This window comes from Aeromonas rivuli (assembly GCF_020149575.1).
GTDB classification, from domain to species: Bacteria; Pseudomonadota; Gammaproteobacteria; order Enterobacterales; family Aeromonadaceae; genus Aeromonas; species Aeromonas rivuli.
Map to the genome: position 1 here is coordinate 3,391,166 of NZ_CP079742.1, position 15,876 is coordinate 3,407,041.

Consider the following 15,876-nt stretch of genomic DNA (forward strand, 5'->3'; position numbering starts at 1 on the left):
GAACCTGTCCAAGCGGGTGAGTTAACCCGTGGAATTCTTTGTTTAAACTGCGCTCGCCAGCAGACATACTGGGAGGCCTTGCTGACCCGGAGTTGTGTATGCGAGTACTGTTGGTGGAAGACGATCTCATGCTGGGTGACGGCATGCGCGATGCCCTGCGCAGCAGCGGTTACACCGTGGACTGGCTGCAGCTCGGCCTGCCTGCCCTGTCCGTGCTCAAATGCGAAGAGTTCGCCACCCTGATCCTGGACCTCAACCTGCCCGATATAGATGGCATCAGCCTGCTGCGCCAACTGCGCCGCGCCGGGCACAGCCTGCCGGTATTGATCCTCACCGCCCGGGATGCCCTGGATGACAGGGTGCTCGGCCTGGATGCCGGGGCCGACGATTACCTGGTCAAGCCGTTTGCCCTGCAGGAGCTCAACGCCCGCCTGCGCGCCCTGGTGCGGCGCAGCAAGGGGCAGGCCCAGTCGGTGCTGGAATATGGCGATATCCTGCTCTATCCGGATGCACAACAGGTCACCTATCGGGGGGAAGCCGTGCGACTCACCCCTCATGAATACAAGCTGTTGCAGGAACTGTTGACCCAGACGGGTCGAGTGCTCAGCAAGGAGCAGCTGCAACAGAGCCTCTATGGCTGGGATGAAGGCGCCGAGAGCAATGCGGTCGAGGTACATATCCACCACCTGCGTAAAAAGCTCTATTCGGACCTCATTCGCAACATCCGTGGCGTCGGCTACATAGTGCCGCTCAAGGAGTCCCTCCCCTGATGGTCACCACTCCTCCTTGCGAGAACTTGCTTTCATGAAACCACAGCGCTCCATTCGTCGCTTCCTGCTCACCGGCATACTGACTCTGGTGGGCGGCAGCCTGGTGCTCAGCGCCTTCATTGGTTATCTCGAGGCGAGCCACGAGATGGAGGAGCTGTTTGATGCCCGGTTGGCCCAGTCGTCCCGTATCACCAATCAACTGCTGATCAGTTACATCAATCACACCAAGACGCTGCCCGCCGATGGCACCATCTATGAGGATTGGGAGCAGCGCAATCCGGGCACCCGCCCCCATGAGAAGGGGATGAATCTCAGTGGCGAGGACAGGGATACCACCCCCTATGGCCACGAATTCGAGCGCAACCTCACCTTCCAGCTCATCGACAGTGACGGCGTCATACTGCTGCGCTCCCCCAGCGCCCCCGTGACCCCTATGGTAAAGCTGGCCATCGGCTTCGAGACGATGCATATCGACCGGCATCAGTGGCGCACCTTCACCCTCTATAACGACAAGCAGCAGACCTGGCTCATTGTCGCCGAGCGGGACGACGAACGCGGCGAGCTGGCCAGCAAGATGGCCACCCTCACCATGCTGCCGCTCTTCATCACCCTGCCCTTCCTGCTCGGCCTGCTCTGGTGGCTGATCACCCGCGGTCTCGCACCACTGCGCCAGCTGGTGAAAGCCGTCAGCGAGCGCCACCCCGCCAACCTGGATCCCCTCGACCTCGAACTCCAGGTACAAGAGATCACGCCGCTCACCAACGAGATCAACCGGCTGATGCACACCCTGGCCGACACCCTGGAGCGGGAAAAACAGTTCACCAATGAGGCGGCTCATGAACTGCGAACCCCCCTGGCAGTGCTGCGCATCCATAGCGAGAACGCCCTGGCGGCCCAGGATGAGGCGAGTCGACGCCACTCCCTCGGCAAGATGCTGATCGCCCTGGATCGCAGCGATCGCCTGTTGCGCCAGTTGCTGACCCAGGCCCGCATCGACAATCAGCAGGATCCCGTGCTGGAGCGCGTCGATCTCGGCCAGCTGCTACAGGGCAGCTTGGCCACTTTGGCCCCCCTGGCGTTGCAAAAGGATCAGCAACTCTCCCTCGATGTCGAGGGCCAGACGGAGGTCATGGGGCAGCCCACCCTGCTCGACCTGCTGTTTAGCAATCTCATCGACAATGCCCTGCGCTATACCCAGGCCAAGGGGGAGATAAGCGTGCGAGTCGAGCAACTCGGCAAGCGGGTACGGGTGGAGGTCCGGGACAATGGCCCCGGCATTCCGGCCGAGGCCATGGCCCGACTGTGCGAGCGCTTCTTTCGGGTCAACCCCCAGCAGGGAGATGGCGTCGGGCTTGGCATGGCGATAGTGCGCAGCATCGCCGAGCTGCATCGCGCCGAGCTCGATATTCACAATGGCGCCGAGGGGGGCCTGGTGGTCAGGGTGATCCTCGACGGAACCCCATAAAGCCGCGCATGGATGTGACGCCGCTCCGACTCGGCAGCAGGCGCACAAGCGGGCTCGGGACACCCCAGGGACACCAAAACAGAGAGGGCCACACCTGCCGGCGTGGCCCTCTTTGCATGGGCAGGGCTGTCATGGAAGAGCAGCCTTGTGGTTGAGGCCGCTCAGGGGCACTCAGGCTGGGTGGTGAACGTCCGCCCTGCATCCACAGGACCCAACTCCGCCAACAGGCGCCGTCCCAGCAATACCGGGTAAACCATGTTCGCCCGGGATCGCAGGGTGAACTCCTCCTTGTAGAGGGTCTCACCGATACAAATGGACATATGCACCACAGGCCGCTGCTCGGAGCCACCGGCACCACTCACCGTCACGCGGCGCAGCACGGGCCGCTCTATCTCCTGCTTGACCTGCTTGTCTGTCTCCACATCTTTCATATTCAGATTGAAGCGCACCCACTCCTTGCCATCGCGCTCGAAGCTGGTCAGGTTTCGCGCATCCATGGAGGAGGTGAGCGCACCGGTATCCAGCTTGAGTTTGACCGTCACCCCGCTTGGCATGATCACCCCTTTCTCGACCCAGCCATAGACATGGTCGCTGTCGGCCTGGGCCTGCGAGGTGCTCAGCGACAGCGCCAGCAAGCCCCACAGCGCAATGTTCTGATGTTTCATCCTGTCGCTCACCCTCTTTGATCTATGCCGGGCCCCTGCCCGTCATCGGTTCCAGCTTGAAGCTTGATGTTGCCCCCGTCAATGCGGCGCGGTGCATCCGGGATAAGATCGGGAAAGTGGCAGCTATCTTCCGACAAATTCGGACATCTTTCGACAAAACAGCGACAACGGGACGATGCGATGTGAATGAAGGGACTGGGGGAGACGTCGCGGGAGAAAACCCAGGTTGTGACGCCAAAGGCTACCACAAAAGATCTGCCATTATCAGTCTTGTTCCGGAGGGATTTCTGACTAGACTGTTGTAAACCGGAGGCCTCGAAAACCTGCGGTTTTTTTGTGCCTGCCGTTTATCCAGACAGGGCTCCTGGCCCCTCGACCAGGCTCATTAAGGAAATGTCATGCGTATCGAAGAAGACTTGAAGCTCGGTTTCAAAGACGTGCTGTTTCGCCCCAAGCGCTCAACCCTCAAGAGCCGCTCCCAAGTCAGCCTGACCCGTCAGTTCACCTTCAAGCACACCCAGAGCCAGTGGCAGGGGGTGCCCGTCATCGCCGCCAACATGGACACCGTCGGCAGCTTCGCCATGGCGCGTACCCTGGCGGGCTTCGAGATGATGACGGCGGTACACAAGCACTACAGCCTCGCCCAGTGGCAAACCTTCGTCAGCGAAACCGATCCGGCCCTGCTCGGCCATGTGATGGTCTCCACCGGCACCTCGGAAGAGGATTTTATCAAGACCCGCCAGATCCTGGCCATGTCGGCGGCCCTGCGCTTCATCTGCGTGGACGTGGCCAACGGCTACTCCCAGCACTTCGTCGAATTCCTGCGCAAGACTCGTGAAGCCTGCCCGAACCACGTCATCCTGGCCGGCAACGTGGTCACCGGCGAGATGGTGGAGGAGCTGATCCTCTCCGGCGCCGACATCGTCAAGGTCGGCATAGGCCCAGGCTCGGTCTGCACCACCCGGGTCAAGACCGGGGTCGGCTATCCCCAGCTCTCCGCCATCATTGAGTGCGCCGATGCGGCCCATGGCCTGGGCGGCCAGATCGTCGGTGACGGCGGCTGCGCCTGCCCGGGAGACGTGGCGAAGGCCTTTGGCGGCGGCGCCGACTTCGTGATGCTGGGCGGCATGCTGGCGGCCCACGAGGAGTGCGGTGGCGAGATCGTCGAGTCAGAAGGCAACGCCTTCATGAAGTTCTACGGCATGAGCTCGGCCAGCGCCATGGACAAGCACGCAGGCGGCGTCGCCGACTATCGCGCCTCCGAGGGTAAAACCGTGCTGCTGCCCTATCGCGGCCCGGTCGAGAACACGGTGCGCGACATCCTCGGCGGCGTGCGATCCACCTGCACCTACGTCGGCGCCAGCCAGCTCAAAGAGTTGACCAAGCGCACCACCTTTATCCGGGTGCGTGAGCAGGAGAACAACATCTACGGCAAGGAGTAAACCCGCTCCCGTTGTGTTTGCTCCACCTGCATCTATCTGGGTCGGCGCCAGCCAGCTCAAGGAGCTCACCAAGCGCACCACCTTTATCCGGGTGCGCGAACAAGAGAACAACGTCTACGGCAAGGAGTAGCGCGCCGCTGACGGTTAGAAGCCAACCCACCGGTGTGCTACCCTGCGCACCGGTTTTTTTGCATCTGGAACCCCGAGCCATGACAAGCCCCCTGCCCCCCTTTGACTGGGACATCTTCTGCACCGTGGTGGACAACTTCGGCGACATAGGCGTCACCTGGCGGCTGGCCCGCCAGCTGGAGCAGGAGGGTCATGGACAGGTACGGCTCTGGGTGGACGATCTGGCCAGCTTCGCCCGCATCTGTCCGGGGCTGGATCCTGCGCTGGATCGCCAGTGGGTTGAGGGGATCCACATCCAGCACTGGCACTATACCCTGCCCGTCGATGTCATCCCGGCCAGGGTCGTGATCGAAGCCTTTGCCTGCGAACTGCCCACGCCTTTCGTACAGGCCATGGCCGAGCAGAGCCCGCCCCCCTGCTGGATCAATCTGGAGTACCTCAGTGCCGAAGCCTGGGTCGAGGATTGCCACGGCCTTGCCTCCCCCCAGCGAGTCGGTAGTCAGAGCCTCAATAAATACTTCTTCTTCCCGGGCTTCACCCCCAGCACCGGTGGCCTGCTGTGCGAGCGCGGACTGATCCAGGCACGAGAGGCCTGGCAACAGGATGAAGCTGGACTTGTCGCCTACTGGGCCAGTCTCGGCCTGCCGCCCCAAGGGGAAGATGAGCGGCGCATCAGCCTGTTTGCCTATGAGAGCGAGGCGCTCATCAGCCTGGTCGAGGGATGGCAGGCCAGCCCAACCCCGGTCACCCTCTTGCTGCCGCTGGGCCGCGCCGTGGCGGACGTGCTGCGGGGCCTGGGCTGTGAGGGCCAGGCCGTGCAGGCCGGTGATCTGTTGCGAGGGGGCAACCTCAGCGTCAAGCTGCTGCCGATGACGGATCAGGCCGGTTATGACAGGCTGCTGTGGAGCTGCGATCTCAATCTGGTGCGCGGCGAAGACTCTTTCGTGCGGGCCCAGTGGGCGGCGCGTCCCTTCCTCTGGCACATCTATCCCCAGGAGGAGCAGGCCCACATGGTCAAGCTGGACGGCTTCCTCGATCATTACCTGGCCGACTTGCCACCCGAGGTCAGTCAATGGCTACGGGCCTTCAACCACGCGCTTAATCAAGGGGATGGCACGAGGGAGCTCTGGGACAAATGGCCGCAATATGACGCTATTTTGCGGCAACATGGGGGAGACTGGTCACAGAAGTTGCTGAGGGATGGGGATCTCCTCACACGATTGGTGAAATTTCTGGAAAGCCGTATATAATCTGGCGGTTTTTATCCCCTTATACGCACATATTGCACAGGAATTTTTTACATGAAAACCGCACAGGAAATCCGCGCTGGTAACGTCGTCATGATCGGCACCGAGCCGATGGTGGTACAGAAGGCCGAGTTCAACAAATCCGGCCGTAACTCCGCCGTGGTCAAGATGAAGCTGAAGGGCCTGCTCAACGGCAGCGCCACCGAGACCGTCTTCAAGGCTGACGACAAGCTGGACGTGGTTCAGCTGGAGCGTAAAGAGTGCACCTACTCCTACTTCTCCGATCCCCTGTATGTCTTCATGGACACCGAGTACAACCAGCACGATGTCGAGAAAGACAACCTGGGTGATGCCCTGAACTACATGGTCGACGGCATGGAAGACATCTGCGAAGTGACTTTCTACAACGAGAAAGCCATCTCCGTCGAACTGCCGACCACCATAGTCCGCGAAGTCGAGTACACCGAACCGGCCGCCCGTGGCGACACCTCCGGCAAAGTGACCAAGCCTGCCCGCCTGAAGGGCACCACCTACGAGCTGGCCGTTGCCGCCTTCGTAGAGATCGGTGACAAGATCGAAATCGATACCCGCACCGGTGAGTTCAAGCGTCGCGTCAACTGATGTGACGGCTTAGGCCAGTGTTGAAAAAAGCGAGCCCCTGGCTCGCTTTTTTATTGGCCGACTTTCCTCCGCCTGTCTGGCGATCCCAGCCCACGACCTCCTAATCCCTCGACTCCCCTTCAGGAATGCCCCAGGCCGCCGCTAACAGTAAGACCCGCACCCAGGGTGAGCCAAGAGGGGCCTATGGCCAGAGTATCGCTACCGTTGTTGTTGAGCCTGTGCAGCCTGAGCGGTGGGCCTCTCCTTGCCAGCGAGCTGACCCCGCCCCCTCCGGCGGATCACTGGCAGAGTCGTGACTGGCAAGGTCTGCCCGGCGCCAGTCAGCTGGAGAAACAGACGGTGCTCTTTGCCAAACATGACAGCAACAGCTACCTGGGTCTGGCCATCCTGCTGCCTGACTGGCAGCGCAGTGGTCAGTTGTGGCAACTGACACGCCAGCTGACCCGCGTCGGCTTCGATACCCTGTTGCTGCTGCCCTCCCCAAGTCAAACCGAGCTCGATCCCACGGCCGAGAAGAAGCAGCAGGGCATAGATGCCTTTCGCAAGCAGTTCGCCGAGCGCATCGTCCAACTCGGTGACGCCAAGTGGCAGGCGGGGGGCTTCAAGCTGCTGCTGGCTCAGGGCACCAGCGCCGCCTGGGTCAGCAACCTCATTGCCAGCGAGCAGCTGCCCGCCCCCGATGCCCTGGTGCTGCTCGACGGCTTCTTCCCCAATTCCCAGAGCAACCAGACCCTGGCCAAGCAGGTCGCCCAAGGCACCATACCCACGCTGGATCTCTATCAGGAGCAGGGGGGGAACTGGCCACTGCAGGCCGCCGAGCAACGCCGTGAGGAGAGTCGGCGCAGTCACAATCTCAACTACCGCCCCTATGCCCTGATGGAACTCGATGAGGCGCCGGGGCGCATCCAGGGTTGGCTCACTCACCTCGGCTGGCTCTGACGGCTCTGATGCCAGGGGATGAAATAGCGGATCCGGCCCCAGAGCGGGATCTCGCTGCCAAGGGCGATTGGCAGTGGCCCTCCGCCCCCTTTCTTTGGCATCATGGGACTCCATAGCCGGAGGCCCCATGCAGCAGATAGTCTTCCTCGATAGCGATACCCTGGATGCGGGCGTGCGACTGCATCGCCCCGACTTCCCCCATCACTGGTTGAGTTACCCGACCACGACACCGGATCAGGTGGTGCCTCGCCTGCGTGAGGCCAGCATCGCCATCATCAACAAGGTGCGCATCGGCGCCGCCGAACTGGCCGCGTTGCCAGGGCTGCGCTTAATCGCCCTGGCCGCCACCGGCAGCGACAACCTGGATCTGGAGGCGTGCCGCGCCGCCAACGTCGCCGTGTGCAACATCCGCAACTACTCGGGCCCCTCGGTACCAGAGCATGCCATGGCCCTGATGCTGGCCCTGTCGCGCAACCTGTTCGCCTGGCGCCAATCCCTGCTGGAGGGGCGCTGGCAACAGAGCGGCCAGTTCTGCTTCTTCGATCACCCCATCATGGATCTGCACGGCAAGCGGCTCGGCATCATCGGCAAGGGCACCCTGGGCCAGGCCCTGGGCGAGCGGGCGCTTGGCATCGGCATGGAGGTGCGTTATGCCCAGAGCCAGATAGGCGGTGAGGCAGCAGGCGATCGCCTGCCCCTCGATGAGCTGTTGGCCAGCTCGGATGTGATCAGCCTGCACTGCCCGCTCACTCCCTACACCCGCCACCTCATCGGGGAGCGTGAGCTGGCACTGATGAAACCGACGGCCTTGTTGATCAACGTAGGCCGTGGCGGCCTGGTGGACGAGCAGGCGCTGCTGGAGGCGTTGGGGAACGGCCGGCTCGGCGGCGCCGGCTTCGATGTGGCCAGCCAGGAGCCGCCCCCTCCGGATCACCCGCTGATGCGGGCGCTGCAATATCCCAACTTCATCCTGACCCCGCACGTGGCCTGGGCCAGCGAAGAGTCGATGCAGCGCCTGGCCGATCAGCTGATCGACAACATCAACGCCTTTGCCGCCGGGAGACGCCAGCACCGGCTGGTCTGACCCAGGACGCTCAAGGCGAATGAACACGAGGCATATAGGTTCCCACGGAGGGCGACACAGCGGCGATAGTGAAACGGCAGAAAGAGGGGAGGCACCATGCCTCCCCTCTTCTATTGTTCCCGGTAAGAGCCGGGGTCGAGACCAGGCTGCGGCTGCAGCTCGTCTTGTTGCACTTATCCTTGCACTTGTCTCTGAGCCTATCTCTACACTATCCGCACATGGGCGAACTCATGCCTGCAGACGCCCTGCGTTTCAACGTGGGGAGACAGGGGGCGGCAGCGGGATCCCCCGCGCCTCCATCACCACCCGCAGTCGATCCGGGTAGTCGGTGATCATGCCGTCGACCCCGTTCTCCAGCATGCGATTCATGGTGCCCTCATCGTCGACCGTCCAGGGGATCACCTTGATGCCCTCGGCATGGGCGGCATCGACCAGATCCGGAGTGGTGTACTCCACATAGCCGGGATCCCCGTAACGTCCCCCCTGGGGATCCCCGTGCACCGGAGAGATGGCATCGGCGCCGAAAGAGGCCACGGCCTGCACCAGATCCCCATTGAAGTCATCGATGTCGAGCCCCCCCAGCCAGGGAGACGCACCCGGCATGCCAACCTGCAGGAACTGCTGACCATTGGTCAAGGCTATGATAGGCAGGCTGGGTTCGAGCTCCCGCGCCAGCATAAGAGAGCCCCAGTCGAAGCTCTGTATGGTTGCCTGCCGCATCAGACCGGCGTCACGGATCTCCTTGAGCACCGTCTTGACGAAGATCTCCCGGGGGGCCGTCTCCTCCGGTGCGCCCGCCTCGACCTTGGTCTCGATGTTGAGCAGCACCTGATCGGCCTGGTAGGCGTTCACCAGGGCTAACACCTCTTGCAGGGTCGGCATGGTGGCACCGGGGACCAGCACCTGCTCGGGAAAATCGGCCAGAGGCAGGGAGCCGCAATCCAGGGTCTTCACCTGGGCCAGGGTGAGATCCTTGATGTATTTGCCCACGTAGGGGTACAGGGGATCTCCCTCGCTGGCGGGCTGGGTATCCAGACACTTCTTGTCCGAGATCTTGCGATCATGGGTCACAACCGCTATGCCATCCCGGGTGATCTGGGTGTCCATCTCCAGGGTGGTGACTCCCATCTCCAGGGCGTTGGCAAAGGCGGTCAGGGTGCTTTCCGAGACGAGGCCGAGGCCGCCACGATGCGCTTCTAGATCGAAGGCCCTGGGCTCGTTGAACAGGTGTGGTGGGGGATCAAGCTGGGATATCGACTCATTGTCATTGCAGGCCGAGAGCAACAGGGGAGAAAAGAGCACCAGGCTAAGGAGGCGAGGTGTTGGGATAGACATGAACATAACCTTGTTGGGTAAGAGGTCCGGCTAAGCTAACTCCTTTATATTTCTAAAAAATTAATATGACTGATGTTGTTACCATTCTCTTGTTCGTCTCTCTTCCAGGGAGGGCGATGGATCAACAGGCCGGACATGCCACGGCCCGCATACCGCAGACAGAATGCAATCAAGCATGCCAGTCTGACAGACTGGCATGCTTGTCACGGATCCTTTGCTCGGCACACGAATGAGATCAGTCGTCGTCATGCCATCCGTGTTTGCGGTGCTTCTTGTAATATTTTTTCTTGTGCTTGTTGTGGTGATAATGGCGATCGTCATGATAGCGACGTCCGTCGTAGCGGCGACCGCCCCTGTCATCATCACGGGATTCGTGACCGTCCCCGGTGCGGGCGCCAATAGCCGAACCACCGGCACCACCTATGCCTGCACCGATCAACTGACCGGTATCACCGCTCAGACTCTTGCCGATGGCCGCCCCACCCAGGGCCCCCACGGCGCCGCCGATGGCGGCTTCGTTCTTGTTACCGCGATTGGCAGTCGCGGCACCACCTGCCGCGCCACCCAGGGCCGCGCCAACCAGGGCACCGGTATCACCACCAAGCTGCTTGCCAAGCATGGTCCCCGCCACGCCACCGACACCACCGCCGAGTATGGTATTGACCGTCTCGGAGGCCTGCGCCGGCAGCCAGGCCAACAACAGAGGCCCCAACAACGCCAAGGAACGCAGCGTCTGTCTGTTCATTCCCATGGGATACTCCTGTCCAGCTGATTAATTTTCCCCTGCACTATGATGAGAGTCGGTCACGCGCGCCATAGCCCCTCCCCCTTCCAGACGACAAAGCTTGACTGAGCCTGAATGGGTCAGCGTTTAACTCTTTGAATTGTCATGAATAGTTCTCGATAACGCCTGCCAGCTCATCCTGCATCCCCCCCCTGACGTCATTCGTCATCGGTCAACTCCTGTCGGTAAGGGGCCCAGTCGGGCATGACCTGAACCTGCGGGATCTCCAAACGCTATGGATGGATGGGCTAGGAAGAGCTTGATGGCGGCGCTACACTGGCTGCGCACGAGGCCAGCTTGGCCCTTGGGTCCGCCATGCCGTTGAACCACGCATTTTCGTTACGCAAGGAGAGGTTATGAGCAATTCATTTATCGAACTGATGAAAGTACGCCGCACCATCTATGCACTCGGGGACAAGGTTTCCCACAGTCAGGACGCGTTGACCGCCCTCATTCAAGAGGCGGTCAAGCAGAGTCCCTCTTCGTTCAACTCCCAAAGTTCCCGGGTGGTCATTCTCTTTGGTGATCAGCACCACGCCCTCTGGGACCTGACGAAGGAGACGCTGCGCAAACTCGTTCCCACCGAGGCCTTCCCCCAGACGGAAAACAAAATCAACGGCAGTTTCCGTGCAGGGTTTGGCACTGTGCTCTTCTTCGAAGACACCGCCGTCATCAAGGAGCTGCAGCAGAAGTTCGCCCTCTATGCCGACAACTTCCCCATCTGGTCCGAACATGCCACCGGCATAGCCCAGTTTGCAGTCTGGAGCGCCCTGGCTCAGGAAGGCATTGGCGCCTCACTGCAACACTACAACCCGATCATTGACGATCAGGTTCATCAGCGTTGGGAGCTCCCCGCCAGCTGGCTGCTGCGTGCCCAGATGCCCTTTGGCAGCATAGAGCAGCCCGCCGGCGACAAGACCTTTATGGATGATGCCGAGCGCTTCCGCGTCTTTGGTTGAGATCCACCGCCCCCTCCCATGAGGGGGCTCACAACCCATTCTCATCGGACTCTGTGCCCATCCCATGGGCCCCCTTCTGCATCAACCGCTTGCCACTGTCCATCGTCTCCCCAAGCCGATCTCTGCAGCGGCGAACACTCGCTTTGGCAGGATGTGCACTACCACCAGCTGCTGTCAGCGTGCAGGCTGATCGCCAGCCCCCCCTCTTGCTCTGTCACCTTTATCTGCCGCCAATCCCGCACTCGGGCCACCACCGCAGGATCGAGCGCGCGATCTCCACCGATCTGCACGACCCGGCAACCCGCTCTGATAGCACTCTGTATTCCAGCCAGCGCATCCTCAAACACCAGGCAGTCGGCAGGCGCCACTCCCAGGCTCTTGGCTCCCAGCAGATAGGGTTCGGGATCTGGCTTGCCTCTGGCTACCTCGGCGGCACCAATCAGTTGCAGCGGCACGGGCAAACCCGCCGAGGCCAGACGGTGCAAGGCCACCCGGCGGCTGGCCGAGGTCACCAGCGCCCAGCGGGTCATGGGTAGCCCCTGCAAGACGGCGCGACAACCCGCCAGCGGTTCGGCGGCCCCTGTATGCTGGATCTCCATCTCATCGAGCAGGGCTATCTCCCGGGCCAGATCCAGGTCGGGCGCCAGGGCCTGGATCACCTCAAAGGATCGCACCCCATGACAGGCGGCCAGGATGGGTTCGGGGTCGAGCCGGTGGCGCCGACACCATAGCCGCCACACCGTCTCCACTTCGGTGGTGGAGTGAACCAGGGTACCGTCCATGTCGAGCAGCAGCGCCGCCGCCTGCAACGTGAGCCCCGTCATGACGGGCGTCCCGCCCTGCGGGTGCCCTGAATGCCGGGCAGCGCCCCTATCTCCTGTTCATGGCAGGCCAACGCCTGCCGACTGTTGCCCGCCAGGATCTGCCGGGGATCCAGCACAAACCCCTGCTGCAACAGACTGACCAGCAGCTCTCCCGTCTCCGGGGCCGCCAGGGGCTGAGCGATCACAGTCCCTTCTTTGCGTAATAACAGATACGTTTCTGTGCTCATGGTCTCTTCCCTCTGGGCAGCGTGACGGACAACAGGCCCGTTTCGAGACCATTAGAACAAGGGCAATAGATAATTTATAATCAATAAAACTCAACATTCGATAATCAAACGGAATGAAATTCGACCTCAAACAGCTACAAGCCTTCGTGACCCTGGCCCAGAGCGCCAACTACCGGGAGGCGGCGGCACGCCTCTTCATCACGCAACCGGCCCTGACCAAGCAGATCCAGGGGCTGGAGCTGATGCTGGGGGCCAGCCTGTTCAATCGTGGTCGCCACGGGGCAGCGTTAACCGCCATCGGCGCCCAGTTGCTCGTCCAGGCCCGCGCCCTGGTCGAGCATGGACAGGGATTCGAGCGCCACGCCCTGGCATTGGCCAGCGGCATAGCCGGACGGCTCAATATTGGCTTCGGCCTGTCGAGCTTCGAACTGGCGCCAACGCTGGTCGCTCGCTTTCGCCAGCACGCCCCCGAAGTGCTTGTCCATCTGCGGGACATGCCCTCGGCCGTCCAGCATGAACAACTGCTGTCGGGGCAATTGCAACTCGGCTTCATGCGCCGCCCTCAAGGTGAACAGCTTCACGAGATCCCGTTGCTGACAGATCGACTGGTGCTGGCGGTGCCCACCCAAAGCATTCAGGGTGACGCTACCGGGCTGGATGTGGAGCAGGCGCTGACTCGGCAACCGCTGCTGCAGATGGTGGGGCATCGCTGTCCGGGCCTGAGCCAGCAGATTGCCAGCTTCCTCGGCGCCAATCGACTGACAGGGACCATTCAAGAGGCGGAAGATATTCAGACCCTGGTGGCCCTGGTCGCCGCCGGCATCGGCAATGCGATATTACCGAGGAGTGTCAGCTTCATCGCTGGCCCCAACGTGACCCTCTATCCCCTCTCGGGTCCCCACTCCGCATGGGAGATAAGCCTGGTGTGGAACCCGGGTTTCCATGATCCCATCCGGGATAACTTCTTGAAAATGATGACGACCATGGCACCACAGCGCCCGGGATCACAGTGACGAGATCCGGGGATGCCTGAGTTGCGACCCGGCCAAGCCTGGGTGTATCGTCTGCGACACTGACACTGCCGAGAGGTTTGATATGAGATCGAGATGGCACAACGCCCTGCCCCTGCTCCCCTTGCTGACCCTGGCGGGCTGCGCCCAGCAGGGCCCTGCACCCGCACCAGCCAAGATAGGCATGGCCAATCCGGCCTCGGTCTATTGCACCGAGCAGGATGGCAAGTTAGTCATGGAAGAAGAAGCGGGGGGGACAGTGGGATATTGCCATCTGCCAGATGGCACCGTCATGGAAGAGTGGACCCTCTACCGGGCAGCCCAGCAATCCCAGTAGGTGCAGTTGCCCTCATGCCCACCCGCAAAAACAGAAGGCCGATCATGAGGATCGGCCTTCTGTTATGAGCGAAAGCCGCCCAGAGGCGTTAGCCTTGCCCATCCGCCGTTAGCTGTTCGACCTTGATGACCTCGGCGATACGGCTCAGCATCCGCAGGGATGCATGGTGTTCATTGGCATCCGCCGCGGCGCAGGCATCTTCCAGAATGGTGATGCGGTAATCCCTGTCATGGCCATCCCGCGCCGCGGCCTGGATGGCCCAGCTGCTGCTCAGCCCGCACAGGTAGAGGTGTTCGATGCGATTGGCCCGCAGGGCAGGCTCAAGCAGGGTGCCATAGAAGGGACTGACCCTTGGCTTCTCCATCACCAGATCGGTCGGTTGCACATCAAGCTCCGGGTGAAACTCGCACCCCTCGCCATCGAGGCAGAGGGCACCAAAGGCCTGCGCGCGGCCAAACATGGGGGAGCCCTTGGGCTGGACATGATAGTTGGCCTCAAAACCTACCTTGACCTGGATCACCAGCCAACCATGGGCCCGGGCATATTTCAGTGCCTGATTGGCATGAGTGATGGCGTCTTGCTCCTGCACGTGGCGGGCAGAGGCCGCTATCTTGCCATCCGGGTGGGCGAGATCCTTGATGAAATCGATGACCAGCAGTGCCTTGTCTGTCATGGTTGCGTCTCCAGATGTGAACGAGTGACCTACACCAGCCCCAGTGCGTAGCGTAGCGCCATCTCCTTGAGGGGGCCCGCCTTGTCGGCCAGATTGAGCGCCAGATTGCGCGCCAGGCGCAGCGGCCCTATGTCGTTGCTAAAGGCCGCGTAGAAGAGATCCATCCCCGACTGCATCAACATATTGTCCGGGCGCCTGCGCCGCTCATAACGCCTTGCCAAGGCAGGATCTTGCCAATTGTCTCCCGCCGCCTCTAGCAGTTCACTCCAGCAGGCCACGTCCTTGAAGCCGAGGTTGACCCCCTGACCCGCCAGCGGATTGATGGTGTGGGCGGCATCGCCGAGCAGCACCACCCGCCCGGCGTGATAGTCGTTGGCATGACGGCGTACCAGCGGGAAACTGCCCTTGCCGGTCACCCTGAAACCGCCGAGCCGGGTCGGGAAGTGCTGACGCACCTCGGCGGCCAGGGCCTCGTTATCCAGGGCCGACAGAGCCCGGATCCGGGCCGGGCTGTCGTACCAGACCAGAGAGCCATGCTGACCCGGCAGCGGCAGGAAGGCGCGCGGCCCACTCGGGGTGAACTGCTGCCAAGTGATATCTTCCTGCTCGAACTCGGTATCGATATTGATCAGCATGCAGTGCTGGCGATACTCGAAGCGTGACACCCCGATCCCGGCCAGGCGGCGGGTGAGGGACTCGGCACCGTCGCAGGCCAGCACCCAGCTGGCCCGCAACTCGGTACCATCATCGAGCAGCAAGGTGGCGTGATCACCGTTCTGCTGCAGGCTCTGCACCGCCGCCGGGGTATGGGTCTGGATGTTCGCAAAATCCTCGATGCGGCGCAGCAGGGCGAGCTGGATGAGGCGGTTCTCTATGATGTAACCGAGCTGGGGCAGGCCCAGCTCCTCGGCCGAGAAACGGGTCGCGCAACCCGCTTGCTCCCAGGTCTCCAGTCGGCGGTAGGGACACAGCCGCATCTGTTGCAGGTGTTGCCAGGCACCGGCCTTGTCCAGCAGCGCCACCGAGGCCTGGCTGATGGCGGAGACTCGCAAATCCAATGGCTGTTCTGGGCTGAACGGTTCGGGCAGGCGCGTCTCGATGAGCCGCACCGAGCGCCCCTGACTCGCCAGCAGACAGGCGATGGCGGCGCCCACCATGCCGGCCCCAACGATGATCACATCGGCGTCATTGGGCCGTTGGCTGGGGACATCTAACTTTGCAAACATGGGTGCTTCCTGAAAACGGGCGCCCAGAGGCGCGGCGCCAACCGACGAGGGTGGGCTCTGTGACAAAGGCTTGGCAACCGGCCAAGCGTCGCTGTGGCCATGATACCCCAAGATGCGGTGGCAAGCAGTGACCTGGCTC

The 15,876-nt window shown here is 61.9% G+C and carries 18 protein-coding genes; 10 read left to right on the forward strand and 8 right to left on the reverse strand.

What is annotated here, in order from left to right; genetic code table 11:
• The first annotated feature begins 98 nt into the window (after nt 1-98).
• Complete coding sequence (locus KYK33_RS15615; RefSeq protein WP_042040884.1) at nt 99-770, forward strand: response regulator; 672 nt, start codon at nt 99-101, stop codon at nt 768-770.
• 34 nt (nt 771-804) lie between these two features.
• Nucleotides 805-2,235, forward strand: a complete 1,431-nt coding sequence (locus KYK33_RS15620; protein ID WP_042040885.1) for an ATP-binding protein — start codon at nt 805-807, stop codon at nt 2,233-2,235.
• 161 nt (nt 2,236-2,396) lie between these two features.
• Here the strand turns inward: KYK33_RS15620 and rloA3 are convergent, their stop codons facing one another.
• Nucleotides 2,397-2,900 carry a retropepsin-like aspartic peptidase RloA3 gene (gene rloA3 / locus KYK33_RS15625; protein WP_224431120.1) on the reverse strand — a complete coding sequence of 168 codons (504 nt, stop codon included), beginning with the start codon at nt 2,898-2,900 and terminating at the stop codon, nt 2,397-2,399.
• Between the two features lie 398 nt (nt 2,901-3,298).
• On the opposite strand from rloA3, the gene KYK33_RS15630 reads away from it, so the two are divergent.
• From KYK33_RS15630 to KYK33_RS15645, 4 genes are all read left to right on the forward strand, one after another.
• Nucleotides 3,299-4,342, forward strand: coding sequence for a GMP reductase (locus KYK33_RS15630; protein WP_224431121.1), 1,044 nt, complete (start codon nt 3,299-3,301; stop codon nt 4,340-4,342).
• A gap of 209 nt (nt 4,343-4,551) precedes the next feature.
• Nucleotides 4,552-5,721: an elongation factor P maturation arginine rhamnosyltransferase EarP gene (earP, locus tag KYK33_RS15635; RefSeq protein WP_224431122.1), complete on the forward strand. Its 1,170-nt coding sequence runs from the start codon at nt 4,552-4,554 to the stop codon at nt 5,719-5,721.
• Between the two features lie 51 nt (nt 5,722-5,772).
• Nucleotides 5,773-6,339, forward strand: coding sequence for an elongation factor P (gene efp / locus KYK33_RS15640; protein ID WP_042040889.1), 567 nt, complete (start codon nt 5,773-5,775; stop codon nt 6,337-6,339).
• A 183-nt stretch (nt 6,340-6,522) separates the two neighbouring features.
• Complete coding sequence (locus tag KYK33_RS15645) at nt 6,523-7,278, forward strand: DUF3530 family protein (RefSeq protein ID WP_224431123.1); 756 nt, start codon at nt 6,523-6,525, stop codon at nt 7,276-7,278.
• On the opposite strand, the gene KYK33_RS20150 is transcribed toward KYK33_RS15645, so the two are convergent.
• Complete coding sequence (locus KYK33_RS20150) at nt 7,260-7,382, reverse strand: hypothetical protein (protein ID WP_259235476.1); 123 nt, start codon at nt 7,380-7,382, stop codon at nt 7,260-7,262. The two genes, KYK33_RS15645 and KYK33_RS20150, sit on opposite strands and share 19 nt — an antisense overlap.
• 23 nt (nt 7,383-7,405) lie before the next feature.
• Here KYK33_RS20150 and KYK33_RS15650 point away from each other — a divergent pair, with 23 nt between their 5' ends.
• A complete protein-coding gene (locus tag KYK33_RS15650; protein WP_224431124.1) occupies nt 7,406-8,362 on the forward strand; it encodes a D-2-hydroxyacid dehydrogenase in 957 nt (318 codons plus the stop codon).
• A 252-nt stretch (nt 8,363-8,614) separates the two neighbouring features.
• Here the strand turns inward: KYK33_RS15650 and KYK33_RS15655 are convergent, their stop codons facing one another.
• Together KYK33_RS15655 and KYK33_RS15660 are read right to left on the reverse strand one after the other, a co-directional pair.
• Nucleotides 8,615-9,697, reverse strand: a complete 1,083-nt coding sequence (locus KYK33_RS15655; protein WP_224431125.1) for a glycerophosphodiester phosphodiesterase — start codon at nt 9,695-9,697, stop codon at nt 8,615-8,617.
• Nucleotides 9,698-9,932: 235 nt separating this feature from the next.
• Nucleotides 9,933-10,448: a YMGG-like glycine zipper-containing protein gene (locus tag KYK33_RS15660; protein ID WP_224431126.1), complete on the reverse strand. Its 516-nt coding sequence runs from the start codon at nt 10,446-10,448 to the stop codon at nt 9,933-9,935.
• Between the two features lie 389 nt (nt 10,449-10,837).
• On the opposite strand from KYK33_RS15660, the gene KYK33_RS15665 reads away from it, so the two are divergent.
• Nucleotides 10,838-11,440 (forward strand): nitroreductase family protein, encoded by a 603-nt coding sequence (locus KYK33_RS15665; RefSeq protein ID WP_042040893.1) that lies wholly within the window; start codon nt 10,838-10,840, stop codon nt 11,438-11,440.
• A gap of 158 nt (nt 11,441-11,598) precedes the next feature.
• Here the strand turns inward: KYK33_RS15665 and KYK33_RS15670 are convergent, their stop codons facing one another.
• A complete protein-coding gene (locus KYK33_RS15670) occupies nt 11,599-12,264 on the reverse strand; it encodes an HAD-IA family hydrolase (RefSeq protein ID WP_224431127.1) in 666 nt (221 codons plus the stop codon).
• Nucleotides 12,261-12,491: a hypothetical protein gene (locus KYK33_RS15675; protein ID WP_224431128.1), complete on the reverse strand. Its 231-nt coding sequence runs from the start codon at nt 12,489-12,491 to the stop codon at nt 12,261-12,263. The genes KYK33_RS15670 and KYK33_RS15675 overlap by 4 nt, the downstream gene beginning before the upstream one ends.
• Nucleotides 12,492-12,604: 113 nt before the next feature.
• Here KYK33_RS15675 and KYK33_RS15680 point away from each other — a divergent pair, with 113 nt between their 5' ends.
• The gene (locus tag KYK33_RS15680) at nt 12,605-13,504 is read left to right on the forward strand and encodes a LysR family transcriptional regulator (RefSeq protein ID WP_224431129.1); all 900 of its coding nucleotides are present in this window, start codon (nt 12,605-12,607) and stop codon (nt 13,502-13,504) included.
• An 82-nt stretch (nt 13,505-13,586) separates the two neighbouring features.
• On the forward strand, nt 13,587-13,838 hold the full coding sequence (locus tag KYK33_RS15685; RefSeq protein ID WP_224431130.1) for a putative hemolysin: 252 nt from the start codon (nt 13,587-13,589) through the stop codon (nt 13,836-13,838).
• 88 nt (nt 13,839-13,926) lie between these two features.
• Here the strand turns inward: KYK33_RS15685 and KYK33_RS15690 are convergent, their stop codons facing one another.
• On the reverse strand, nt 13,927-14,511 hold the full coding sequence (locus KYK33_RS15690) for a cysteine hydrolase family protein (protein ID WP_042040898.1): 585 nt from the start codon (nt 14,509-14,511) through the stop codon (nt 13,927-13,929).
• A 29-nt stretch (nt 14,512-14,540) separates the two neighbouring features.
• Complete coding sequence (locus KYK33_RS15695; RefSeq protein WP_224431131.1) at nt 14,541-15,737, reverse strand: FAD-dependent monooxygenase; 1,197 nt, start codon at nt 15,735-15,737, stop codon at nt 14,541-14,543.
• Between the last annotated feature and the right edge of the window lie 139 nt (nt 15,738-15,876).